This is a genomic window from Caballeronia sp. BR00000012568055 (assembly GCF_029439455.1).
Lineage (GTDB): Bacteria > Pseudomonadota > Gammaproteobacteria > Burkholderiales > Burkholderiaceae > Caballeronia.
In genome coordinates, this window is sequence record NZ_JAQFVG010000301.1 from 50469 (window position 1) to 75382 (window position 24914).

Genomic DNA, 24914 nt, shown 5'->3' on the forward strand with positions numbered 1-24914 from the left:
GGTTTCCGTATGCGGAGTTTTTATAGGTCGATCAGCATGCGCGCGCGCCCGAAATTTCGAGCGCATTCGGGCATGGTCAGCAAGATTCGCGCCGCGTTCAGCGAGCTTCAGTAGTCTTCAATGATCGTGTGGATGCTTGTGGATCGGATCGACCCAATAGACTTCTTCGGGTTGCTCCACGGCATCGATATTCAGATTGACGACGACGGCTTCGTTATCGCTGCGTACGAGCACGCATTCGAGCGGCTCGTCGGTGCGCGCGTTGATCTCCTGATGCGGCACATACGGCGGCACGAAGATAAAGTCGCCCGGACCGGCTTCGGCCGTGAATTCGAGGTGCTCGCCCCAGCGCATGCGCGCCTGACCGCGCACGACATAGATCACGCTCTCCAGCGCGCCATGATGATGCGCGCCGGTCTTGGCATTCGGATGGATCGTGACGGTGCCCGCCCAGATTTTCTGCGCGCCGACGCGCGCGGCATTGATGGCGGCGGCGCGGTTCATGCCCGGCGTCTGCGCGGTGTTGGTGTCGAGCTGATCGCCCTTGATGACCTTGACGCCGTTTTCGCGCCAATCAACGTGTTCGTGATGTGCGTCGCTCATAGCGGTTTTATCGTCTGGGGATAAAAAAGTCCGTTGCCGCCCACCAACGAGCCAAACAACGGACTTCCGATACTACACGTTTACAAGCGCGTTATTTCGCCTTGGCGTTGATGATCGCCTCCGATACGTTGTTCGGCGTCTCGGCGTAGTGCTTGAACTCCATCGTGTAGGTGGCGCGGCCTTGCGTCAGCGAACGCAGCGAAGTCGAGTAGCCGAACATTTCGGCCAGCGGCACTTCAGCGCGCACGATCTTCCCGCCGCCGCCCGCGATATCTTCCATCCCCTGCACGATACCGCGACGGCTGGACAGATCGCCCATCACGTTGCCCATGAACTCCTCGGGCGTTTCCACTTCGACGGCCATCGTCGGTTCGAGCAGCACGGGCTTGGCGCGGCGCATCGCTTCCTTGAAGGCCATCGAGCCGGCCATGCGGAAGGCGTTTTCGTTCGAATCGACATCGTGATAGCTGCCGAACGTCAAGGTCACCTTGGTATCGACAACCGGATAGCCCGCCAGCACGCCGGCCTTGAGCGTCTCCTGAATGCCTTTATCGACCGCCGGGATGAATTCGCGCGGAATCACGCCGCCCTTGATGGCATCGACGAATTCGTAGCCTTTGCCCGGCGCAGGCTCCAGCGTGACGACCGCGTGGCCGTACTGGCCGCGTCCGCCCGATTGCTTGACGAACTTGCCTTCCACGCCTTCGACCTTGTTGCGCACCGTTTCGCGATACGCCACCTGCGGCTTGCCGACGGTCGCCTCGACGTTGAACTCGCGCTTCATCCGATCGACGAGAATTTCGAGGTGCAGCTCGCCCATGCCCGAGATGATGGTCTGGCCGGATTCCTCATCGCTCGTGACGCGGAACGACGGATCTTCCTGCGCCAGCCGATTCAGCGCGATACCCATCTTTTCCTGGTCGGCCTTGGTCTTCGGTTCGACCGCCTGCGAGATCACCGGCTCCGGGAAAATCATCCGTTCGAGGATGATGATGTTGTTCGGATCGCAAAGCGTGTCGCCGGTGGTCGCTTCCTTGAGACCGACCGCCGCCGCGATATCGCCTGCGCGCACTTCCTTGATTTCCTTGCGCTCGTTGGCGTGCATCTGCAGGATTCGCCCTAAGCGTTCCTTCTTCTCCTTGACCGGGTTGTAGACCGTATCGCCCGATTCGACCACGCCCGAATACACGCGGAAGAAGATCAACTGGCCGACGAACGGGTCGGTCATGATCTTGAAGGCCAGCGCCGAAAAGGGCTCGTCATCGCTCGGATGACGTTCGGCTTCTTCGTCGTCTTCGGTGTGGCCCAGAATCGCGGGGACATCGACGGGCGAGGGCAGATAATCGATCACCGCGTCGAGCATGGCCTGCACGCCCTTGTTCTTGAACGCGCTGCCGCACAGCATCGGCACGATTTCGTTGTTAACGGTGCGCTTGCGAAGCGCCGCCTTGATCTCGTCTTCGGTCAGACTCTCGTGATCTTCGAGATACTTTTCGAGCAGTTCTTCGCTCGATTCCGCCGCCGCCTCGACCATCTTCTCGCGCCACTCATGCGCGACTTCCTTGAGGTTGTCGGGAATCTCTTCGTAGCTGAATTTGATGCCCTGGCTCTCATCGTCCCAGACGATCGCCTTCATCTTGACGAGATCGACCACGCCCTGAAAATGCTCCTCCGCGCCGATGGGAATCTGAATCGGCACCGCGACGCCTTTGAGGCGCTCACCGATCTGCCGCTGCACGCGGAAAAAGTCCGCGCCCACGCGATCCATCTTGTTGACGAAGGCAATGCGCGGCACCTTGTATTTGTTTGCCTGACGCCACACGGTTTCGGATTGCGGCTGCACGCCGCCGACCGAGTCATAGACCATGCATGCGCCGTCGAGCACGCGCATCGACCGTTCGACTTCGATGGTGAAGTCCACGTGTCCGGGTGTATCGATAATATTGATGCGGTGTTCCGGATAATTCCCCGCCATGCCTTTCCAGAAGGCGGTGGTCGCAGCGGAAGTAATCGTGATGCCGCGTTCCTGTTCCTGCTCCATCCAGTCCATCGTGGCCGCGCCGTCGTGCACTTCGCCGATCTTGTGCGTCACGCCGGTGTAGAAAAGAATGCGCTCGGTCGTCGTCGTCTTGCCGGCGTCGATATGAGCGCTGATCCCGATATTCCGATAGCGCTCGATGGGAGTCTTGCGGGGCACGTGAACCTCCTGTGGATGAGTCGCAGCGCGCCGGGAATGCCGATGAAACCGCCGCGCTGAATCTTTTTAGGATAGCGTGTCGGCAGGCTTTTTGCAGGAATGCTGTCGGGCGTCTTCACGCGAAAAAAAACCGGCGTGGTTCGCCGGTTTTTTCTATCGCCTGGATGCCGCGTTACTGCGGCTGCGGCAAGCCCTTGATCTTCATGCCGGGCTTGATGCCCTTCGACGCGAACCAGCCCTTGCTCATTTCCAGCGCATACACGCCGTTGTTGCGCGGGCAGTGATTGTTCTCCGTTTCGGCATCCATCTCGTCGATATCGGTCACCGTGCCGTCGGCGCGAATAAACGCGATCGACAGCGGAATGAGCGTGTTCTTCATCCAGAAGCAGTGCACGGCGTTTTCACCGAACACGAACAGCATGCCTTCGTTCGGCGCGAGCTTCGTGCGATACATCAAACCCTGCTCGCGATCGGGATCGTTCGCGGCGACGGCGGCATCGATCACGTACATGCCGGCGGTGAGTTTGGCGCGCGGGAAGTCGGACGGCTGCTTCGCGCCCGGCGGCATGGTCTGCGCCTGAGCGATCGGAAGCGCTGCGAACGGCAATGCCAGCGCAACGATAAGCGCGCGCATCGAACGCGCAAAGTTAAATCCTTGATTCACCACGATGCTCCCTCTTTGGTCTTGAAGACGCGCCGATCGAAACGGCAAAAGTCCCGCGCATGTTACGCGATCACGCTGCGCAAAACAAAAGGGCAGATGCCTTGCGGCCATCTGCCCTTTGAACGCCGTAAGAACGGCGGTAACGCTCGTTTTTGACTTCGCTATACCGCCTCTTACAACGAACTTACTGAGCTGCCGAAGCGGCTTCCGGTGCCGAAGCAGCCTTCTTCGACGACTTGTGCGACTTCTTGTGCGACTTCTTGTGAGCCGACGACTTGTGAGCCGACGAAGCAGCAGCAGCCGGAGCAGCAGCAGCCGGTGCCGAAGCTTCTTGTGCGAAAGCAGCCGTTGCGAACAGGCCAGCGACGAGAGCAGCGATCAGTTTGTTCATCTTGTGAATCCTCAGCTTGAGTTAATTTAACCAAACGACCCGGTCATTGAGTCATGTCGGTAAACGAGCCATCCACCTTTCGGTTGACAATCGAATCGAACAAAGCAAATCGATAAGACTGTGAACGTCTGGTGCCTTTCAAAAAGCCTGGAGCACACAGGCAATTCGAAAGGGTTTCATCCATTCATGCCGGATGGCTTTGCGCGGCATCTGTGGCCCTTAACGCGTGCCGGGAACGGACGGTTGACGTGATTGACAGAGAAAATTGCGCAGCAGAACAAAAATATTTTTGGGCGCGTATTGCTTAACGCGTTCGCGTGACAAAGTGGTTAATGCATGTCAACTAACTTGCTAATTTCGCATCAGTATGAATCGGTGAATGGGATTCAACCTTGCCACGGCGAACGCGGCGGCACTTCGATCGTGTCGCCCGGTGCAAGACCGAGCGTGAAGATATCGAGCGCGCCGATCGCGACCCGTACGAGCCGCAGCGTCGGATAACCGACCGCCGCCGTCATGCGGCGCACCTGCCGATTCTTGCCTTCGGTGATAGCGAGTTCGATCCACGTGGTCGGGATCGCTGCACGGTAGCGGATCGGCGGCGTGCGGTCCCAGAGTGCATCGGCTTGCTCTTGTGCGACGTACGCCGTGCGGCACGGACGCGTGACGTAATCGCCCAGATCGACGCCTCGGGCGAGATGCGCGAGGGCGGCATCATCGGGTGCGCCTTCGACTTGCGCCCAATAGCGCTTTACCAGCTTGTGCCGCGGCTCCGCGATCCGCGCCTGCAACGCGCCGTCATCGGTGAGGAGCAGCAGGCCTTCGCTGTCGGCATCGAGTCGTCCTGCGGGATACACGCCCGGCGTCTTCACCCAGTCGCCCAGCGACGCGCGCGTCTCGTGCGCAGAGAACTGGCAGATCGTGCCAAACGGCTTGTTCAGGGCGATGAGAGGCATGTCGGGAAGAGTCGGTGAGGCCAAGAGCGTGCGGCATCTTAATGCATAATCGAACGCTGCCTTGTCTTATATATAAGAGCACGGGCGGGGCCGCCCGTCGCGCCGCGAGCATGGTTAGAATGACAATCTCGCTGCATGTTGCGTCCCGCGCATCGCATCATCACTTCATCCAGCCAGCTTCCGACAAGCCCGCCATCTTTGGAGTAGACCATGCCGTATCAGCACATCAAGGTTCCGACGGACGGTGACAAAATCACCGCCAACGCGGATTTCTCGCTCAACGTTTCGGATCGGCCGATCATCCCGTATATCGAGGGCGATGGCACGGGCGTGGACATTACGCCGGTGATGCTGAAAGTGGTCGATGCAGCGGTCGAGAAGGCGTACCGCGGCAAGCGCAAGATCGCGTGGATGGAAGTGTTCGCGGGCGAGAAGGCCACGAAAATCTACGGCCCGGACGTGTGGTTGCCCGACGAAACGCTCGAAGTGGTGAAGGACTATCTCGTTTCGATCAAAGGGCCGCTGACGACGCCCGTCGGTGGCGGCATCCGCTCGCTGAATGTCGCGTTGCGGCAGCAGCTCGATCTCTATGTGTGCCTGCGTCCGGTGCAGTACTTCAAGGGCGTGCCGTCGCCGCTGCGCGAGCCGGAGAAGGTCAATATGGTGATCTTCCGCGAGAATTCGGAAGATATTTATGCGGGAATCGAATGGCCGGCCGGGTCGCCGGAAGCGAAGAAGGTGATCGCGTTTCTGCGCGATGAGATGGGCATCAACAAGATTCGCTTTCCGGAAACGTCGGCGCTGGGCATCAAACCGGTGTCGCGCGAGGGCACGGAGCGGCTGGTGCGCAAGGCCATTCAGTACGCGCTCGATCATGACCGACGCACGGTCACGCTGGTGCACAAGGGCAACATCATGAAGTACACCGAAGGCGCGTTCCGCGACTACGGTTACGCGCTGGCGCAAAAAGAATTCAACGCCGAACTGATCGATGGCGGCCCGTGGATGCGCGTCAAGAATCCGAAGGGCGGCGACGTGATCGTGAAAGACGTGATCGCGGACGCTTTCCTGCAGCAAATTCTGCTGCGTCCCGCCGAATACGACGTCATCGCCACGCTCAACCTGAACGGCGATTACATTTCGGATGCGCTGGCGGCGGAAGTCGGCGGTATCGGCATTGCGCCGGGCGCGAATATGTCGGATTCCATCGCGATGTTCGAAGCCACGCACGGCACCGCGCCGAAATATGCGGGTAAGGATTATGTGAATCCCGGCTCCGAAATTCTTTCCGCTGAAATGATGCTGCGACATATCGGCTGGACCGAAGCCGCGGATCTCATCATTCAATCGATGGAGCAATCCATTTTGTCCAAGCGCGTGACTTATGACTTTGCGCGATTGATGGAAGGCGCAGTGCAGGTTTCGTGTTCAGGATTTGGTGAGGTGATGATCGAGAATATGTGATGCTTCGGCATTAGCTTCATCGAATTGGCGCATAAGCTTATAAAGCCCCGGAAATCCTTATGGAGTCCGGGGCTTTTATTCGCCGGAGAAATATGCAATATGACGCATCACAAAACGGGCACTGAATACGCCGCGCAAAAATAAAAAAACCCGGCACAAAAGGCCGGGTTTCACGAGGCAAAGGCAATCGAACGGTCAGGCCGCGTCCTGGATGTTCGATGCTTGCTTGCCCTTCGGTCCTTGGACGATCTCGAAAGAAACCTTCTGTCCTTCTTTGAGCGTCTTGAAACCGTTCATTTGAATCGCCGAGAAATGTGCAAACAGATCCTCGCCGCCTTCATCGGGCGTGATGAATCCGTAGCCTTTCGCGTCGTTAAACCATTTGACCGTACCAGTAGACATTCGTACATCCCCTCTAACTCTTGTCGCAACCAGAGCCGCTCGAAAAGCCCGACGGCACACCCCACATTGTGAACCGCCACCTCCTCACTGGCCCACCTCGGCCTTCGCCCGGAGGCCCCCGGAAAAAAGTGCCAGTTTGATTGTTAAAGCTCTTAAATCAGGTGTCAAGGAATTTTTGGGATAGCCGTTAAGCTCGTTGCAGATGTCGCATTTGTAGGGTAATTCCTGCATTGCGTGTGCGGTCCCGTCCAAGCACGGCATCTTGAAAAGTCGCATAATCGTCTCACTTGTGTGGTACTGCCTGCGCTTGGCCTTTGGGGTTCAGTTTGTTTTTTTTGAAGCTGTGCGATACTGGATTCGACGAGGTGCAAGCGGGCCGCGCTGAGTATCGGCGTGGCAGGATTCGATGAACCGTGTCAGCAGTTTCACGCTAATCGGCAACATATTCCGACCGGGCGGTCGGAGTGCGGGAGCGGTGATTGCGGGCGAGTTCGTGCGTTTAGAATGGGTGTATGGCGATTAATCCCAACAAGCAGGATGGCACGGTACTGGAGCGGCAAGAGCAGAAGCTCAAGAAGCCGGCCATGTACAAAGTGGTGCTGCTGAATGACGACTTCACGCCGATGGAATTCGTCGTGATGGTCGTGCAGGAATACTTCAATAAGGATCGTGAGACTGCGACGCAGATCATGCTGAAGGTTCATCGCGAAGGCAGGGGAGTTTGTGGGGTCTACACGCGTGACATTGCGTCGACCAAAGTTGAGCAAGTCGTTAGCCATGCACGGCAGGCGGGGCATCCGCTGCAGTGCGTGATGGAGGAAGCATGATTGCCCAGGAACTGGAAGTCAGTCTGCACATGGCGTTTATGGAAGCACGTCAGGCGCGGCACGAGTTCATAACGGTTGAGCACTTGCTGCTCGCCCTGTTGGACAATCCGACCGCGGCTGAAGTGCTACGCGCCTGCGCAGCCAACATTGAAGATTTGCGTCAGAACCTGCGCAATTTCATTCATGACAACACGCCGACCGTGCCCGGCACGGACGACGTCGATACTCAGCCGACGCTTGGTTTCCAACGCGTGATTCAGCGCGCGATCATGCACGTGCAATCGACGTCCAATGGCAAGAAGGAAGTGACCGGCGCGAACGTGCTGGTCGCGATCTTCGGCGAGAAGGATTCGCACGCGGTGTACTACCTGCAGCAGCAGGGCGTGACGCGTCTGGATGTCGTGAATTTCATTTCGCATGGCATTGCGAAGACCAGCGGTGGCGACGCCGCCAAGGCGAGCAGCGAAGCGAATCCGGAATCGGAAGACGCCGCTGCGCAGAAGGAAACGCCGCTTGCGCAATTCACGCAGAACCTGAACCAGCTCGCCAAGGACGGCAAGATCGATCCTCTGATCGGCCGCGAACTGGAAGTCGAGCGCGTGGTGCAGGTACTGTGCCGTCGCCGCAAGAACAATCCGCTGCTCGTCGGTGAAGCCGGCGTGGGTAAGACGGCAATTGCCGAAGGCCTCGCATGGCGCATCACACGCGGCGAAGTGCCGGACATTCTCGCGGACGCGCAAGTGTATTCGCTGGATATGGGCGCGTTGCTCGCAGGCACGAAGTATCGCGGTGACTTCGAGCAGCGTCTGAAGACGGTGCTGAAGGAACTGAAAGAGCGTCCGCACGCCATTCTGTTCATCGACGAAATTCATACGCTGATCGGCGCGGGTGCAGCTTCGGGCGGTACGCTCGATGCCTCGAATCTGCTGAAGCCGGCGTTGTCGTCGGGTCAGTTGAAGTGTATCGGCGCGACCACGTTCACGGAATATCGCGGCATCTTCGAAAAGGACGCGGCGCTTTCGCGTCGTTTCCAAAAGGTCGATGTCACCGAGCCTTCGGTCGAGCAGACCGTTGCGATTCTGCGTGGCTTGAAGACGCGTTTCGAAGAGCATCACGGCGTGAAGTATTCGTCGGGTGCGCTGTCGGCGGCGGCTGAACTCTCGGCGCGCTTCATCACGGATCGTCATTTGCCGGACAAGGCGATCGACGTGATCGATGAAGCGGGCGCGGCGCAACGCATTCTGCCGAAGTCGAAGCAGAAGAAGACCATCGGCAAGGGCGAGATCGAAGAGATCATTTCGAAGATCGCGCGCGTGCCGGCGCAGAGCGTGTCGCAGGACGATCGCAGCAAGTTGCAGACGCTGGATCGCGATCTGAAGGCGGTCGTGTTCGGGCAAGATCCGGCCATCGACGCGCTGTCGGCATCGATAAAGATGGCGCGCGCGGGTCTGGGCAAGACGGACAAGCCGATCGGCGCGTTCCTGTTCTCGGGTCCGACGGGCGTCGGCAAGACCGAAGTGGCCAAGCAGCTTGCGTTCACGCTGGGCATCGAACTGTTGCGCTTCGATATGTCCGAGTACATGGAGCGTCACGCGGTGAGCCGGCTGATCGGCGCGCCGCCGGGATACGTCGGGTTCGACCAGGGCGGTCTCTTGACTGAAGCCGTCACCAAGAAGCCGCACTGCGTGCTGCTGATGGATGAAATCGAGAAGGCGCATCCGGATATTTACAACGTGCTGCTGCAGGTGATGGACCACGGCACGCTGACGGATAACAACGGACGCAAGGCCGACTTCCGCAACGTCATCATCATCATGACGACGAACGCGGGTGCGGAAGCGATGGGCAAGGCGGTGATCGGTTTCACGGCGAAGCGCGAGTCGGGCGATGAAATGGCCGACATCAAGCGCATGTTCACGCCGGAGTTCCGCAATCGTCTGGACGCGATCATCAGCTTCCGTTCGCTGGACGAGGAAATCATCCTGCGCGTGGTCGACAAGTTCCTCATGCAGCTGGAAGATCAACTGCACGAGAAGAAGGTCGATGCCGTCTTCACCGACGCGCTGCGCAAGCATCTCGCCAAGCACGGTTTCGATCCGCTGATGGGCGCACGTCCGATGCAGCGTCTGATCCAGGACACGATCCGTCGTGCACTGGCCGACGAACTGCTGTTTGGCAAGCTGCTGAATGGCGGTCGCGTGACCGTCGATGTGGATGCCGAAGACAAGGTTCAACTGACGTTCGACGAGAATCCCTCGCCGCCGCGTTCACCGAACCCTGAGACGATCGAAGTAGATTGATGCATCAATAGGTAGTCACAAAAACGGCGCGAACTTTCTGGTTCGCGCCGTTTTCTTTTGTGCGCGCCGCTCGCAAGCGGCGCGCATTGCACGCTCAACCAGTTCGTTTCGGCACGGTCGCGCCGAGCGGAATCGGCGCGTTCATATACGCATTGAGCTTATTGCGCACCCACGGTGACGGATCGCCGATCGACGAGACGATGCCGGTCGTCGAACCGCCGCCGAGCAGCATCGAGAAGATGCCGCGTAACGGGAAGTCGCCGTAGAGCGGCTGAGAGATGTCGAACGGCGTATCGCGGATAAACATGTCCTGCACCGTTGCTCCGCCGTAATACGGTTGCCAGTTCGTCGGGAACGTAAAGGCCAGCAGCGTCGGATTGACGTTGCGATAGTCCGTGCCGATCGCGCTATCGCCGAGAATGCAACTGCCGCCTGTGCCCCAATGCTGGCTGTCGAAGTCGGCGTTCACCTGATCCGATGTGGTCGGAATGTGGCTCGCCGGAATCTGCCACGGCATCACCGGCAGCTTCAGCGCGCGGCTCAGACCTTGCACGAAGTCGAAAAAGCGCTGCCATTCGCGCGGGCCATAGCAATAGCCGTTGAGGTATCCGCGCTGGGTGAAGTCATCGGCTTCGTAGCGGTCGATCGCCAGAAAATCGGGCTTGTTGTCGCCGCTGTAGACGCCCAGGCTGGTGATGTAGTCGGCGGTCAATTTGGCGTTGTCGGCGGGTTCGGTGCCGCTGTTGTAAATCCATTCGGACGCGCCAACGCCCCACAGATTGACCTGCCATCCGAACGTCACGCTGGGCGCGACCGTGCGCGTGAGCCAGTTGACCGCCGCGACATAGCCCTTGATATCTTCTGTGATCGAGTTGGGGATCGTGTTCTTCACGCTCCAGTGATCGAGCGCAGTCTGCAAGGGCGCGCGCACCGGCATCTTGTAGGTCGCGCCGAAGCCGCCTTGCTGACACGCGCCCAGAAAATCCGGATTCACGATGAAACCTGCCGGCACCGGATGGCCCGCCGAATTCGAGTTCGCGATGTTCAACGCGAGAATGTAGTTGGCGAAACTGTGCGCGTGCGCGTCGGCGTTGGCGAGGATGGTCGGTGTATCGCCGAGTGAGAGGTTGCAGGTGTACGAGATCGGTACGGGCAGCACCGTTTGCCCCGGCAGACTCGTCTCCACCGAGCGCGCCAGCGCGATCAGCGACCGGGTGTTGGTGTCATCGGTCAGATACTGGTTCGCGTCGCCTGCGCCGTCGAATCCCGCATAAACGAAGATGGCCGATGCACGCGCGGCGATCACATCGGCGCCATTGTTGGGCGTGAGATCCACGCATCCGCCGAACGACATGAACGAGGGAAATCCCTTCACGTTGAGATTGGCGGATTTTTCGATAGCGACACTAAGCGTCGCGCCGCCACCGGTCGGCACCGTGAATTGCGCAGGCGCGTTAGGCACGTAGACCGTGCCGCTCACGAGGAACGGCGGCGCGGACACCGAATAGTTGCCGGGCTTGACCGGCATGCCGAAGTCCGTCTTATACGTTTCGACGGAAATGGTCCGCGCGTAACTCATCGCGCTGCTCGAAAGCGTCACAGTGATCTGTTGAGGCAAGGTGGTATCCGTGCTGACGGAGATCGGCACGGATACGAAGCCGGTCGTGTTGGCCGGCGTGCGCGTGACTTGCGCGTCCGAGACCGTCACCGTTTGGAGCGTGCCTTCGAGCTTGACGTTCGGCACGTTGAACGCGTAAGTGTTGTTGTTCAGATTGATCGGATCGATCTTGATCGATGCCGTGCCACTGGCGGGGAGTTGCCGCAGTTTCGTCGTCTTATTAGTCGGACTGCTGAACGATGCCAGCGTCTTGCCGCTGCTCGTATCCGTGACTGCGACGTTGAGCGTCGCCGTTTCGAGGCCGCTCAGATTGCCGATGGCGATATCGAGCGCGCTGCTGCGCTGAACCGTGCCGAAAGTGACGTTCACTGTCGTGCTTCCTCCCGTCGCCAGCGAGAACGTAGTGGGCGCGATGACGAGCGGCGCGATCACGGTCAGATCGCTTGTCTGCACGTTACTGCCGGTAACCTGATAGTCACCCTGCGGAAGCGTCACGGAAGTTGCTTTCCCGTAGGTCAATGGAACTACGGTTTGCTGTGAACCGCGAATGAACGTGATCTGCGGCGCGATACTCTGCAAGGCCGGATCGGGCGCAGCGGCGCAGTTGACGGTCACTGTGCCGTTGACGTTCGGTTCCTGATCGGCCGCGATGACGAAAGACTGAAGGTACGTGTTCGCGTTCTGCGTCAGATCGCCGTTTATGCCAATGGTGATGTTGTCGGTCGAGCCCATCGTATGCGGTGAAGCGAATGTGATCGTGGCCGTGACCGAATACAGATTCGTGCCGATGGCCGTCGACTCCGCCGTCGCGCTCGTCCCGACCCAGGGTTGGACGGTCGCGTAGATATCAGTCCCCGTTACCGCTGCGGGCGCATTGAAGGTCATCTTCAGATAGCTTTTTACGCTGACCTTGCTGCCGTCGTCATAGCGAAGATTGGAAACAACCATGTCACCGTAATACTGGGTCGCACCGGCTGCGACAACGGCATCGTATTTGATATTCATACATCCTCCGAAATCGGTTTTCGAGATTCAATTCACGAGCGATTTAAAACATCAGGATAACGAAATGAATGGGCGAGCCAACGACTCACGCTTTCCAAGCGAGACTGGACTAGATGGAAGATGCCGCGTGGATGCGGCAGACCGCGTGATGCATGTGGTGCGAACCTTCAAAAGGCGCGCGTTTCATGCATCACGTGATTCAAGTATTAGCCGGGCAATTGGAAAATAAAAGGGCGCGTCCTCATTTTCAGAGCGTTTGATTTGGATTTTAAGAACCGCTCAGAAGAAGGCCTAACTATTATTGCGCGCCTCAATTACGCAAAAGTTTATCGTTGATCGGATATGGCACGTGAGCGCTTCATTCACTATCGATCAATGCTTGCCGGTACTTCCAAACCCACCCGCGCCACGCTCGCTCGCCTCGAAGTCATCGACGATATTGAACTGCGCCTGCACCACCGGCACGATCACCATTTGCGCGAGCCGTTCCATCGGGTTCAGCGTGAACGCGGTCTCGCCGCGATTCCACGTCGAGACCATCAGTTGCCCTTGATAATCCGAATCGATCAATCCGACCAGATTGCCGAGCACGATGCCGTGCTTGTGGCCGAGGCCCGAGCGCGGCAGGATCAGCGCGGCATAGCCGGGATCGGCGAGGTGGATGGCGAGGCCCGTCGGCACGAGCACGGTCTTGCCGGGTTCGATCACCAGCGCTTCGTCCAGGCACGCGCGCAGGTCGAGGCCCGCGCTGCCGGGCGTGGCGTAGGCGGGCATAAAGTCGCGCATGCGCGCATCGAGAATCTTGACGTCGAGTTTCATGGTTGAGATGTCATTGGCCGAGTTCGAAGGCTTCGGCCAGCAGTTGATAAGAGCGCGTACGCGCGGTGTAGCTGCCGGCGACCGAAATCACGATCAGTTCGTCGGCTTGAAATTGTTCCTGTAGCGCGTGCATCTGCGCGGTCACACGCTCCGGCGTGCCGATGATGCTGCGCGCCTTCTCATGCGCAATCACCGCGAGTTCACGCTCGCCGTACGTGCGATGAATGCTTTGCTCGACCGATGGAATCGGCTTGTTCAAGCCGTATGCCATCTGCACGCGACGCAGATCGACCGCGCGTTCCAGCGCTTCGGCTTCTTGATCGGTATCTGCGCAGATCACGAACACGGCTGCCGCGAGATACGGCTTCTCTTCGTGCCCAGCCACGAACCGTTCACGATACGCCTCCGCCACCCGATGCCCGTACTGTGCGTTGATAAAATGCGCAAACGCGAATCGAATGCCGAGTTGCGCGGCGAGCAGGCCGCCGAAGTCGCTGGAGCCGAGCATCCACAGTTCGGGGCGCGTATCGATTTGCGGCTGAAGGAGCACGCCGCGCGCGAGGGAATCGTCGGGAAGCTTGCCGTCGAACAGGGCGATGAGTTCGGCCACTTGCTGCGGAAACATATCGCCGCGATTGTACGAACCCGCCGCGACCGCCTGCGCCGTGCGCATATCGCCGCCCGGCGCGCGTCCGACTCCCAGATCGACGCGATTCGGAAACAGCGCTTCGAGCATCAGAAACTGCTCGGCGACTTTGAACGACGAGTAGTACGGCAGCATCACGCCGCCCGAGCCGATTCGAATGCGCTTCGTCAGACTGCCGATGCGCGCGAGCATCACCTCAGGACACGGATTCGACACGCCGTACAAGCCGTGATGCTCCGCGCACCAGTAGCGCGTGTAGCCGAGATCATCGGCGAGTTGGGCGAGATCGAGCGTCGCGGCGATGGCGTCCGCCGTCGTGTGGCCGTGGATGACCGGCGTCTGATCGAGAACGGATAGCTTGGTCATGAGAGCAGCGTGCCGCCGGTTTTCGGCGCCCGTTTGGCGATTTCCGCGATCAACACGCGCGCCAATTCCAGCTTGTCGGCGCGCGGCAGCGACGTGCTGCCCGAGGCTTCGAACAGCACGACTTCGTTATCGTCCTGACCGAAGGTGAGTGGGCCGAGATTGCCGATCAACAGCGGCACGTTCTTGCGCTTGCGTTTCTCTTCGCCGTGTACATCGAGGTCGCCGCTTTCCGCCGCGAAGCCGACGCAATACGGCGGATTCGGCAGCTTCGCGACGCTCGCCAGAATGTCCGGATTCTCGACGAAGCTGAAAGTCGGCAGCGAGCCGTCGCCGGTCTTCTTGATCTTGTGCTCGGCGACGTAATCCACGCGCCAGTCCGCGACCGCCGCGACGGCGATGAAGATATCGGCATCGGGCGTGGCGGCCATGACGGCATCGTGCATCTGCTGCGCGGTTTGAACGTCATCGCGATACACGCCCCACGGCGTCTCCAGCGCGACTGGACCGGCGATCAGATGCACGTCCGCGCCGGCCTGCGCCGCTGCACGCGCCAGCGCAAAGCCCATCTTTCCCGACGAACGATTGGTGATGCCGCGCACCGGATCAAGCGGTTCGAAAGTCGGGCCTGCGGTAATCAATACGCGCTGTCCGCGCAGCAGCTTCGGCGAGAAGAACGCGCAGATCGCTTCGAACGCGGCTTCCGGTTCGATCATGCGGCCATCGCCGACTTCGCCGCACGCCTGCGATCCCGAATCCGGCCCGAGCACTTCGACGCCGTCTGCGCGAAGCTGTGTCACGTTGCGTTGCGTCGCCGGGTTCTGCCACATCTGGCGGTTCATCGCGGGCACCACGAGCAGCGGACAATCGCGCGCGATACACAACGTGGAGAGCAGATCGTCGCATCGGCCTTGCGCGAGCTTGGCCATGAAGTCCGTCGATGCCGGCGCGATCACGATGGCATCCGCCTCGCGCGACAAATCGATATGCGGCATGTTGTTCGGCATGCGCGCATCCCACTGCGACGTGTAGACCGGACGCCCGGACAGCGCCTGCATGGTCACGGGCGTGATGAACTGCGTGGCCGCTTCGGTCATCACGATCTGCACGGTCGCGCCTGCTTTAATCAGCAAGCGCGTCAGCTCCGCGATCTTGTAGCAGGCGATGCCGCCCGTCAGTCCCAATACGAGATGTTTGCCGGCGAGTTCCAACTTGCCTCCGTCGCAAAAGAACACGGCTCCGAGTGGAGCCGCGTTGATGTCACTTAGCTTACTTCGAACCGCGGCGTACGCGCCGCAGTTCATCGAGAATCAGCAACACCGCGCCGATAGTGATGCCCGTATCGGCGAGATTGAACGCGGGCCAGTGCCACGCGTTGACGTGAAAGTCGAGAAAGTCGATCACATGGCCATAAGCAATCCGATCGATCACATTGCCGATCGCGCCGCCCATGATGAGCGACAACGCCGTGCAGAACATGCGCTGTCCCGAATGCTTCTTGAGCAGATAGCAAATCACGATCGCCGCGACTACGCCCAGCGCCGTAAACGCCCAGCGCTGCCAGCCACCAGCCATCGCCAGGAAACTGAAGGCCGCGCCTTTGTTGTAGACGAGGATCAGGTTGAAGAAGGAGGTCAGCGCGTGCGGTTCGCCGTAAGCGAACACCTTTTGCACCGCGATCTTCGTCAACTGATCGAACAGAATCACGATCAGCGCGACGCCGATCCACGGAGCGAGCGACCCGGATGCAGCGCTGGAAGTTTGCTTGGTAGCCATCGATCGAGCCATTATGCTGCGCCTCGTGTTTCACCGGCGCCGAACAGGTTGGAGAAGCAGCGGCCGCACAAGCCCGGATGCTCGGCGTGCGAGCCGACGTCCGCGCAGTAGTGCCAGCAGCGCTCGCATTTCAGATAGCCCGATGCGTTCACATCGACGCCTTCTTCCGCTTCGCCCGCGACTTGCTGCACTTGAGCCGATGAGGTGATGAGCACGAAGCGCAATGCATCGCCGAGGCTGGCGAGGGCGTCGTAACGTGCGCCGCTTGCCCGCACCACGACTTCCGCCTGCAAGGACGAGCCGATTTGGTTAGCCGTGCGCGCTTCTTCCAGCGCCTTGGTGACGTCGCTGCGCGCGTTGCGGATCAGCGTCCACTTGTCGAGCAACTCGCCGCCATTGGCGATATCCGGATACTCCGCGTACACCTCGGTGAAGATGGTGTCCTGACAGGGCTTGAGCACCTTGTACGCCTCTTCCGCCGTGAACGACAGATACGGCGCGACCAGACGCAGCAAACCATGCGCGATATGGAACAGCGCGGTCTGCGCGCTGCGGCGTTCGCGCGAATCGGCCTTGGTCGTGTAGAGACGATCCTTCAGCACGTCGAGATAGAAACCGCCGAGATCTTCCGAGCAGAACGTCGCAATCTTCGCGACCACCGGATGGAACTCGTACTTCTCGTAGTGGGCGAGGGCATCGTCCTGCAGGTTGCGTGTGAGCGCGATGGCGTATCGATCGATTTCGAGCCATTCGGACACCGGCACCGCGTTCTTTTCGATATCGAAGTCCGACAAATTCGCCAGCAAGAAGCGCAGCGTGTTGCGGATACGGCGATACGTCTCCGTCACGCGCTTGAGAATTTCTTCCGAGATCGCCAGTTCACCGGAGTAATCCGTCGATGCGATCCACAAGCGGATGATTTCCGCGCCCAAGCGGTTCGCCACTTCGTGCGGATCGATGCCATTGCCGAGCGACTTCGACATCTTGCGGCCTTCGCCATCGACGGTGAAGCCGTGCGTGAGCAGCGCGTCGTAGGGCGGACGGCCATCGAGCATCGATGCGGTCAAGAGCGACGAGTGGAACCAGCCGCGATGCTGGTCCGATCCTTCGAGATACAGATCAGCCGGGAATTGCAGCGAATCCTTGTGCGAGCCGCGCAACACATGCCAGTGCGTGGTGCCGGAATCGAACCACACGTCGAGTGTGTCGCGATTCTTTTCATACATGTTGGCGTCATCGCCGATCAATTCGCGCGGATCGAGCGATTGCCACGTTTCGATGCCGCCTTGTTCGACGCGCTTCGCCACTTCCTCCAGCAATTCCAGCGTACGCGGATGCAGCTCGCCGGTTTCCTTGTGGACGAAGAAGGCCATCGGCACGCCCCACTGACGCTGACGCGACAACGTCCAGTCCGGGCGATTCGCGATCATGCTGAACAGACGCTGCTTGCCCCACGCCGGATAAAACGCGGTGTTTTCGACGCCTTCCAGCGCGGTTTCGCGCAGCGTCTTGCTGCCGTCGTTCGGCTTCACGTCCATGCCCGCGAACCACTGCGAGGTCGCGCGATAGATGATCGGCGTCTTGTGGCGCCAGCAGTGCATATAGCTGTGTGTGTACTGCTCGGTCTTCAGCAGCGAACCGGCTTGTTCCAGCGCCTCCACGATCTGCGGATTCGCCTTCCAGATCGACAGCCCGCCGAACAGCGGCAACGATTCGATATAACGGCCATCGCCCATCACCGGATTGATGATGTCCGAATCCACCATGCCGTGCGCCTTGCACGACACGAAGTCTTCCACGCCATACGCCGGCGACGAGTGCACGATGCCCGTGCCGCTTTCCGTCGTCACGTAATCGCCGAGATAAACCGGCGACGTGCGCTTGTAACCCGGATGCGCCGATGCCAGCGGATGATGAAAGCGCACGTTGGCAAGCTTTTCACCCGTGGTCTTCGCGATCACTTCGCCGCTCAGGCCATAGTTCTTCAGGCAATCTTCGACGCGTTCCTGCGCAAGAATCAGCAAACCGCGCGGGGTATCGACGAGTGCGTAGACGATTTCCGGATGAACGTTCAGCGCCTGGTTGGCGGGAATGGTCCACGGCGTCGTCGTCCAGATCACGATGCCGCCTTCCTGCTTCGGCAGCGCGTTCAAGCCGAAAGCCTGCGCAGTCTTTTCCGGCTCCGCGAATGCGAACATCACGTCGATGGTCGGATCGGTCTTGTCCTTGTATTCGACTTCCGCCTCGGCCAGCGCCGAGCCGCAGTCGAAACACCAGTTCACCGGCTTCAGGCCGCGGAACACGTAACCCTTTTCCATGATCTTGCCGAGCGCGCGGATTTCACCGGCCTCATTGGCGAAGTTCATGGTCTTGTACGGATTGTCCCAGTCACCCAGCACGCCCAGACGGCGGAAACCGAGCTTCTGCTTTTCGATTTGCTCGCCCGCGTACGCACGCGCCTTCTGCATCACTTCGATGGCGGGCAGCGACTTGCAGAACTGCTTTTCGATCTGGATTTCGATCGGCATGCCGTGGCAATCCCAGCCCGGCACGTAGACCGCGTCGAAGCCCGCCAGATTGCGCGCCTTGACGATCATGTCCTTGAGAATCTTGTTCACCGCGTGGCCGAGGTGAATGTCGCCGTTCGCGTACGGCGGGCCATCGTGCAGGATGAACTTCTTGCGGCCCTTCGATGCCGCGCGGATCTTCTCGTAGATCTGCTTGTCCTGCCATTCCTTGACCCACGCGGGTTCGCGCTTGGGCAGGTCGCCGCGCATGGGGAACGGCGTATCGAGCAAGTTGACGGGGTATTTCGCGGAGGCTTTCTCTTTCTTGTCGCTCATGGGTGACTCAAGTGAATTCGATGTGACGGCGCTTGATGATCGCGCGCGATGATACGAAGGGCGAAGGCAGCGGGCGGCGCGCTTTTTTCAAAGCGGCACCGCGCGCTCACCTAATTCGATCGGTGGCCGAAATGGCGAAACCGGTGGCGCGGCTGCCCGTGTTGCTCGCAGGCGGCAGGCCGAAATACGTGCGCGCATCGTCCACATCCTTGGCGATGGCGCGGCCGAGCGTTTCGAGGTCCACGTACTTCGCCTCGTCGCGCAGCTTCTTCAGGAATTCGATACGCACGAGCTTGCCGTACGCGTCGCCGTGCCAGTCGAGCACAAAGGTTTCGAGCAGCACGCGGCCGGAATCATCGACGGTCGGGCGCAGGCCGAGACTTGCGACGGCGGGCAGCGGTTCATCGGCGAGACCGTGGACGCGCACGATGAAAATGCCCGCCAGCGCCGGCCGCTTGTGCGCGATCGGCATATTGAGCGTGGGGAAACCGAGATCGCGGCCGAGCTTCGCGCCATGCACCACGTGGCCGCTGATGACATACGGACGGCCGAGCGCAACGTGCGCCGCATCCAGATCGCCCGCCACCAGCGATTCCCGCACCGACGACGACGAAATACGCGTGCCGTTCGGATGCGCGACGGTCGCCATCTGTTCGACTTCGAAGCCGTATTGGTCGCCCGCGCTTTTAAGCGATGCAAAGTTGCCCGCGCGTTTCGCGCCGTAGCAGAAGTCGTCACCGACCATCACCCAGCGCGCGTGGAGACCATCGACGATCACGTTCTTGACGAACGTATCGGGCGACTGACTGGCAAATGTCTTGTTGAAATGCTCGACCACCACGCGATCCACACCATTCGTGCGCAGCGCTTCCAGCTTGTCGCGCAACATGGCGATACGCGGCGGCGCGCCGGCCGGATTGAAGAACTCGCGCGGATGCGGCTCGAAAGTCATCACGCAGACGGGCAGGCCGCGTGCATCGGCGGCGGCGCGCACGCGGGCGAGCAGCGCCTGATGGCCGCGATGGACACCGTCGAAGTTGCCGATGGTCAGTGCGCAGGGCGCGCGACTTTCGGCATTGGGCAGGCCGCGAAAGACTCTCACGATAGGCGTTGGTTCGTGGGAAGACGTGATGATGCAAAGCGTTAGATTATAAACGTTCGCACTCGTTGACGGGCGCGCGCAGCCCCGCCGCGTACTTTGGCACGATTTTCGCCGTGCCCGAATGATAAAATCCGCGGATGAAAAAAATCGTCATTCTGATCTCCGGACGCGGGAGCAATATGGAGGCGGTCGTGCGTGCCTGCGCGCGCGACGGCTGGCCGGCTCGCGTCTGTGCGGTCATTTCCAACCGGCCCGATGCCGCCGGTTTAGCGTTCGCGCAGGCGAACGGTATCGACACAGCGGTGGTGGATCATCGTGAATTCGACTCACGCGAATCGTTCGATGCTGCGCTTGCGCGTGAAATCGATCGCTTCGAGCCGGATCTGGTGGTGCTCGCGGGCTTTATGCGCGTACTCACCGATGGTTTCGTCGAGCATTACGCGGGACGCATGCTGAATATCCATCCGTCGCTGCTGCCGCTGTTTCCGGGGCTGCGCACGCATCAGCAGGCGCTCGATGCAGGCGTGCGCGTGCATGGCGCGACCGTGCATTTCGTCACGCCTACATTGGATCACGGGCCGATCGTCGCGCAAGGCGCGGTGCCGGTCATCGCGGGCGACGACGCTGCGGCGCTGGCCGCGCGTCTGCTTCATATCGAACACATGATTTATCCGCGCGCGGTGCGCTGGTTTATCGAAGGGCGTTTAACTGTCGAGGGCGAACGTGTCGCCCTTACGCCGTCTGAGCCGCAATGGCTCTTTGCCGACTTTGCCGGGGAGGGCGCATGAGGCTGCATGGATTTCTGATCGGACAAACTGAAACGCTGCTGGCGGATGTACTCCGCTTTGCAGGCCCGGCCGACGCCGCCACCAGCCGCTTTTTCCGCGCGCATCCGAAGCTCGGGCACAGCGAGCGCGGCGTGATCGCGGAAGCGGTGTTCGCGGTGCTGCGCCGGAAAATGGAGTTTTCGCATCTCGCGGAAAGCGGCAGCGGCAATCAAGCGCGTCGTCTGGCGCTGCTCGGGCTGATGCAAACGGCCGGTCTCAACGCGCTGAAACCCTTCGTTTCCGCCGATGAACATCAATGGCTCGCGCAGGTATCGAAGATCGATCCGGCGAGCTTGCCGGTGCGCGTGCGCACGAACCTGCCGCAGTGGATCTATGACGCGATGGGCAAGCGCTTCCAGCCCGAAGAACTGGCGCAGCTCGCCGCCGCGCTGAACTATCCCGCGCCGCTGGATCTGCGCTCGAATCCGATCAAGGCGGATCGCAAGGTTGTCATCAAGGCGCTGACCGAAGCGGGGATTGATGCGGGCGAAATGCCGTTCGCGCCGTTCGGCATCCGCGTGGACGGCAAGCCGGCGCTCACGCGTCTCGCGCCGTTCCAGGAAGGCTGGATCGAAGTGCAGGACGAAGGCAGCCAGCTTCTCTGCTCGCTGATGGCTCCGCGCCGTGGCGAAATGATCGTCGATTTCTGCGCGGGCGCGGGCGGCAAGACGCTGGCGCTGGGCGCGATGATGCGCTCCACCGGCCGTCTCTACGCCTTCGACGTCTCCGATCGTCGTCTCGCCAAGCTCAAGCCGCGTCTCGCGCGCAGCGGCTTGTCGAACGTGAATCCGGTGCTGATCGACAGCGAACACGATGCCAAGATCAAGCGCCTCGCGGGCAAGATCGACCGCGTTCTGGTCGATGCACCGTGTTCCGGTCTCGGCACGCTGCGTCGCAATCCCGACCTGAAGTGGCGTCAATCGCCGGATTCGGTCGCGGAACTCACGCCCAAGCAGTTGTCGATTCTCACCAGCGCCTCGCGTCTGGTGAAAACCGGCGGCCGTCTCGTCTACGCGACCTGCTCGATGCTGGAAGCGGAAAACGAAGGCGTCGTGAAGCAGTTCCTCGACACGCATCCGAACTTCCGCGTGGTGCCCGCGCGCGAGGTGCTGGCGGAGCAGCGTATCGAACTGGATACGGGCGATTACCTGTCGCTGTGGCCGCACAAGCACGGCACCGACGGCTTCTTCGCCGCCGTGCTGGAACGCGTGGCCGAGCCGAAAGCAGCGAAAGAAGCAGAAGCAGAACCCGCAGCCGAGTAAGCCGATTAAGTCGACCTGACATGCAGAACCGCTTCCTCGCCGATTCCTACTCACGGCTCGCACGCGATTTCGGCGAGCCGGAAGTGATCTGGCAGGTTGCGGTGCTGATCGGATTGCTGATCGTCGCGTACTGGTGCGCGCGGATTCTGCGCCGAAAGCTCGACGCCCGCCGCCAGTCTTGTTTCGACGCCGTGCGTTTCGGCGCGGAAAGTCTCAACAAGGCGCTGTTTCCGCTGCTCGGCATGGTGTTCGTGAGCATCGCGCAACTCGCGCTTGCGCCGTTCATCCACACGGCGTTTCTGCGGCTCGCGCTGGTGCCGCTGTGCGGTATCACGGTCATCTACATGATGTTTTACGTCGCGCGGCGCGTGTTCAGCCGCGGCGGCAGCGAGCACGAAGCAGGCGCGCTGCTATATCTGTTCGAAAAGCTCGTCACGGTGATCGTCTGGGTGGTGATGCTTTTCACCGTCATGGGCATTCAGGACGATGTCGTGCGTTGGATGTCCAGCGTGCGATTCAACTTCGCCAACGCGCATATGACGCTGCTGTCGCTGGCGTCGGGCGTGTTGTGGGTCTGCATCACGCTGATCGTGGCGATGTGGGCGGGCGCGGCACTCGACGATCGCCTGATGCGCGCGCGTTCGCTCGATGCAAATCTGAAAGTGGTGCTCGCCCGCGTCGCCCGCGCAGCGATGATTCTCGCAGCCATTCTCATCAGCCTGTCGATCGTCGGTATCGATATAACAGTGCTGGGCGTGTTCGGCGGCGCGCTGGGCGTGGGGCTGGGTTTCGGCTTGCAGAAGATAGCCAGCAACTACGTGTCGGGCTTCATCATTCTGCTGGACCGCTCGCTCAGGCTCGGCGACATGATCAGCGTGGCCGGTAGCCAAGGCACCGTCACGCAGATTCGGACACGCTATACGGTCGTGCGCGGACTCGACGGCATCGAAACGTTGATTCCAAACGAAAAGCTCATCACCGATGTGGTGCAGAATCATTCGTCGTACCTGACGCGCGGCAACGCGAAAATCGCCGTACAAGTCAGTTACAAAAGCGATGTGGAACGCGCGATGCAATTGCTCGTCGAAGCTACAGAGGGCGTCGAACGCGTGTTGCAAGATCCGGCGCCCGCCGCGTTGCTCGCTAGTTTCGGCTCGGATGGCGTTAATCTTGAGCTAAGTTTCTGGATCGAGGACGCTGCCAAAGGCACGGGCGGCGTAAGGTCGCACGTCAACCGCGCCGTTTGGCGGTTATTCTGCGAAAACGGCATTGAAATCCCCTACGCGCAACGCGAAATAAGGATTGTCGGCGGCAACGCCGAAACCCGTGCCGATTCGGTATTTACTGCCGAAAATCGCGGCGATGGTGCCGCATCAGCGGTCTGAGCGTGCGGGAAAGCGCTCAATTCGCTGATTTGGCCGGTGAATCAACACCAATTCGGGACGTCAGATTTTTCTCGTTTAGGTAAGATTCAAAAAATTTCACCTTTAGGACAACGACTTGGAACGCATGCAGTAGAATGCGTTCGAACTCAGACGCACAGCTTTCAGGTGCCCAACAAGTCGTCCAAGGTCATTTTTGACCCGCCATTTTTTCCGAATTTCCCAGCTACACAGGTAAATTGCCTTGCTGAATTCATCCCTTGATTTTCTCGCCAACGGTTTGCTGAACGCTTCCTGGTGGCAGATTGTGCTCTTTACGCTGGCGATGACGCACGTCACCATCGCGGGCGTCACGATCTATCTGCACCGTTGCCAGGCGCATCGCGCGCTGGACCTGCATCCGATCGCGAGCCATTTCTTCCGCTTCTGGCTGTGGTCCACCACGGGCATGCTGACCGGCCAGTGGGCGGCAATCCATCGTAAGCATCACGCCAAGTGCGAGACCGAAGAAGATCCGCACAGCCCGCAAACGCGCGGCATCTGGAAGGTGCTGCTCGAAGGCGCGGAGTTGTATCGCGCGGAAGCGAAGAACGAAGAAACGCTGCGCAAGTTCAGTCACGGCACGCCGAACGACTGGATGGAACGCAACATCTACACGCGTTACCCGATTCTCGGCATCAGCATCATGATGGTGATCGACGTTGCGCTGTTCGGCATCGTCGGGCTGTCGGTGTGGGCGGTGCAGATGATCTGGATTCCGTTCTGGGCAGCAGGTGTGGTGAACGGTCTGGCGCACTGGTGGGGTTATCGCAACTTCAACTCGCCGGACGCGAGCACCAACATTTTCCCGCTCGGCATTCTGATCGGCGGTGAAGAACTGCATAACAACCATCACACGCACGCGACGTCGGCCAAGCTGTCGAGCAAGTGGTACGAGTTCGATATCGGCTGGATGTATATCCGCATGATGTCGGCGGTCGGTCTGGCGAAGGTCAAGAAGGTCGCGCCGACGCCGAAACTCGCCGCGAGCAAGTCGGTGCTGGATCAGGACACGCTGCAAGCCGTGCTGTCGAATCGCTACGAAGTGATGGCGCGTTACGGCAAGACGTTGAAGGCCGCGTATGCACAGGAATTGGCCAAGCTGAAGGACGCCGGCGCGCGTGAGAAGTACCAACTGATGCACGGCGCGCGCAAGTGGTTCCACAAGGACGAAGACGGCCTGAACGAACCGCAGCGCAAGCAATTGCCGGAACTGTTCTCGGACAATCAGCGTCTGCGTACATTTATCGAACTGCGCAAGGATCTGGCGGCGATGTGGGATCGTTCGAATGCATCGCGCGAAGAGTTGCTGGTGAAGCTGCAGGACTGGTGCCATCGCGCTGAAGAAAGCGGCATCAAGGCGCTGCAGGATTTCGCGATGCGATTGCGACGCTACGCCTGACGCGCGTAATCCGTTAAAATTTGATG

Annotated in this window: 20 protein-coding genes; 7 read left to right on the forward strand and 13 right to left on the reverse strand. The window is 60.1% G+C overall.

The window, feature by feature from the left end:
* Positions 1-117: 117 nt before the first annotated feature.
* The 5 genes from P7F28_RS19520 to P7F28_RS19540 form a co-directional block, all read right to left on the reverse strand.
* Entirely contained in the window at positions 118-603 is a 486-nt protein-coding gene (locus P7F28_RS19520) for a cupin domain-containing protein (RefSeq protein ID WP_277186234.1), read from the reverse strand.
* 91 nt (positions 604-694) lie between these two features.
* The gene (gene fusA, locus P7F28_RS19525) at positions 695-2800 is read right to left on the reverse strand and encodes an elongation factor G (RefSeq protein ID WP_277186235.1); all 2106 of its coding nucleotides are present in this window, start codon (positions 2798-2800) and stop codon (positions 695-697) included.
* A 172-nt stretch (positions 2801-2972) separates the two neighbouring features.
* Entirely contained in the window at positions 2973-3434 is a 462-nt protein-coding gene (locus P7F28_RS19530; RefSeq protein WP_277186311.1) for a DUF192 domain-containing protein, read from the reverse strand.
* Between the two features lie 214 nt (positions 3435-3648).
* Positions 3649-3855, reverse strand: coding sequence for a hypothetical protein (locus P7F28_RS19535; RefSeq protein ID WP_074169340.1), 207 nt, complete (start codon positions 3853-3855; stop codon positions 3649-3651).
* A gap of 386 nt (positions 3856-4241) precedes the next feature.
* Positions 4242-4811 (reverse strand): pseudouridine synthase, encoded by a 570-nt coding sequence (locus P7F28_RS19540; protein WP_277186236.1) that lies wholly within the window; start codon positions 4809-4811, stop codon positions 4242-4244.
* Between the two features lie 210 nt (positions 4812-5021).
* Between P7F28_RS19540 and icd the strand changes: the two genes are divergently transcribed.
* Positions 5022-6275 (forward strand): NADP-dependent isocitrate dehydrogenase, encoded by a 1254-nt coding sequence (icd, locus tag P7F28_RS19545; RefSeq protein WP_277186237.1) that lies wholly within the window; start codon positions 5022-5024, stop codon positions 6273-6275.
* A 195-nt stretch (positions 6276-6470) separates the two neighbouring features.
* Here the strand turns inward: icd and cspD are convergent, their stop codons facing one another.
* Entirely contained in the window at positions 6471-6677 is a 207-nt protein-coding gene (cspD, locus tag P7F28_RS19550) for a cold shock domain-containing protein CspD (RefSeq protein WP_008351201.1), read from the reverse strand.
* Positions 6678-7189: 512 nt separating this feature from the next.
* On the opposite strand from cspD, the gene clpS reads away from it, so the two are divergent.
* Together clpS and clpA are read left to right on the forward strand one after the other, a co-directional pair.
* The gene (gene clpS, locus P7F28_RS19555) at positions 7190-7504 is read left to right on the forward strand and encodes an ATP-dependent Clp protease adapter ClpS (protein ID WP_014190611.1); all 315 of its coding nucleotides are present in this window, start codon (positions 7190-7192) and stop codon (positions 7502-7504) included.
* The gene (gene clpA / locus P7F28_RS19560) at positions 7501-9804 is read left to right on the forward strand and encodes an ATP-dependent Clp protease ATP-binding subunit ClpA (protein ID WP_277186238.1); all 2304 of its coding nucleotides are present in this window, start codon (positions 7501-7503) and stop codon (positions 9802-9804) included. The genes clpS and clpA overlap by 4 nt, the downstream gene beginning before the upstream one ends.
* A 94-nt stretch (positions 9805-9898) precedes the next feature.
* Here clpA and P7F28_RS19565 read toward each other — a convergent pair whose 3' ends face one another.
* The 7 genes from P7F28_RS19565 to P7F28_RS19595 all read right to left on the reverse strand — a co-directional run bounded on the left by P7F28_RS19565 (position 9899) and on the right by P7F28_RS19595 (position 19976).
* On the reverse strand, positions 9899-12427 hold the full coding sequence (locus tag P7F28_RS19565; protein ID WP_277186239.1) for a hypothetical protein: 2529 nt from the start codon (positions 12425-12427) through the stop codon (positions 9899-9901).
* A gap of 372 nt (positions 12428-12799) precedes the next feature.
* On the reverse strand, positions 12800-13246 hold the full coding sequence (gene dut / locus P7F28_RS19570; protein WP_277186240.1) for a dUTP diphosphatase: 447 nt from the start codon (positions 13244-13246) through the stop codon (positions 12800-12802).
* A gap of 10 nt (positions 13247-13256) precedes the next feature.
* Positions 13257-14258: an LLM class flavin-dependent oxidoreductase gene (locus P7F28_RS19575; RefSeq protein WP_277186241.1), complete on the reverse strand. Its 1002-nt coding sequence runs from the start codon at positions 14256-14258 to the stop codon at positions 13257-13259.
* Positions 14255-15466 (reverse strand): bifunctional phosphopantothenoylcysteine decarboxylase/phosphopantothenate--cysteine ligase CoaBC, encoded by a 1212-nt coding sequence (gene coaBC, locus P7F28_RS19580; protein WP_277186242.1) that lies wholly within the window; start codon positions 15464-15466, stop codon positions 14255-14257. Before coaBC ends, P7F28_RS19575 begins: the two co-directional genes overlap by 4 nt.
* A gap of 58 nt (positions 15467-15524) precedes the next feature.
* Entirely contained in the window at positions 15525-16043 is a 519-nt protein-coding gene (lspA, locus tag P7F28_RS19585) for a signal peptidase II (protein ID WP_277186243.1), read from the reverse strand.
* Positions 16043-18874: an isoleucine--tRNA ligase gene (gene ileS / locus P7F28_RS19590; RefSeq protein WP_277186244.1), complete on the reverse strand. Its 2832-nt coding sequence runs from the start codon at positions 18872-18874 to the stop codon at positions 16043-16045. Before ileS ends, lspA begins: the two co-directional genes overlap by 1 nt.
* A gap of 106 nt (positions 18875-18980) precedes the next feature.
* The gene (locus tag P7F28_RS19595) at positions 18981-19976 is read right to left on the reverse strand and encodes a bifunctional riboflavin kinase/FAD synthetase (protein ID WP_277186245.1); all 996 of its coding nucleotides are present in this window, start codon (positions 19974-19976) and stop codon (positions 18981-18983) included.
* A gap of 137 nt (positions 19977-20113) precedes the next feature.
* Between P7F28_RS19595 and purN the strand changes: the two genes are divergently transcribed.
* The 4 genes from purN (at position 20114) to P7F28_RS19615 (ending at position 24888) form a co-directional block, all read left to right on the forward strand.
* On the forward strand, positions 20114-20764 hold the full coding sequence (gene purN / locus P7F28_RS19600; RefSeq protein WP_277186246.1) for a phosphoribosylglycinamide formyltransferase: 651 nt from the start codon (positions 20114-20116) through the stop codon (positions 20762-20764).
* A complete protein-coding gene (locus P7F28_RS19605) occupies positions 20761-22065 on the forward strand; it encodes an RsmB/NOP family class I SAM-dependent RNA methyltransferase (protein ID WP_277186247.1) in 1305 nt (434 codons plus the stop codon). The genes purN and P7F28_RS19605 overlap by 4 nt, the downstream gene beginning before the upstream one ends.
* A 20-nt stretch (positions 22066-22085) precedes the next feature.
* Positions 22086-23450: a mechanosensitive ion channel family protein gene (locus tag P7F28_RS19610; RefSeq protein WP_277186248.1), complete on the forward strand. Its 1365-nt coding sequence runs from the start codon at positions 22086-22088 to the stop codon at positions 23448-23450.
* A 241-nt stretch (positions 23451-23691) separates the two neighbouring features.
* On the forward strand, positions 23692-24888 hold the full coding sequence (locus P7F28_RS19615; protein ID WP_277186249.1) for an acyl-CoA desaturase: 1197 nt from the start codon (positions 23692-23694) through the stop codon (positions 24886-24888).
* Positions 24889-24914 lie beyond the last annotated feature (26 nt).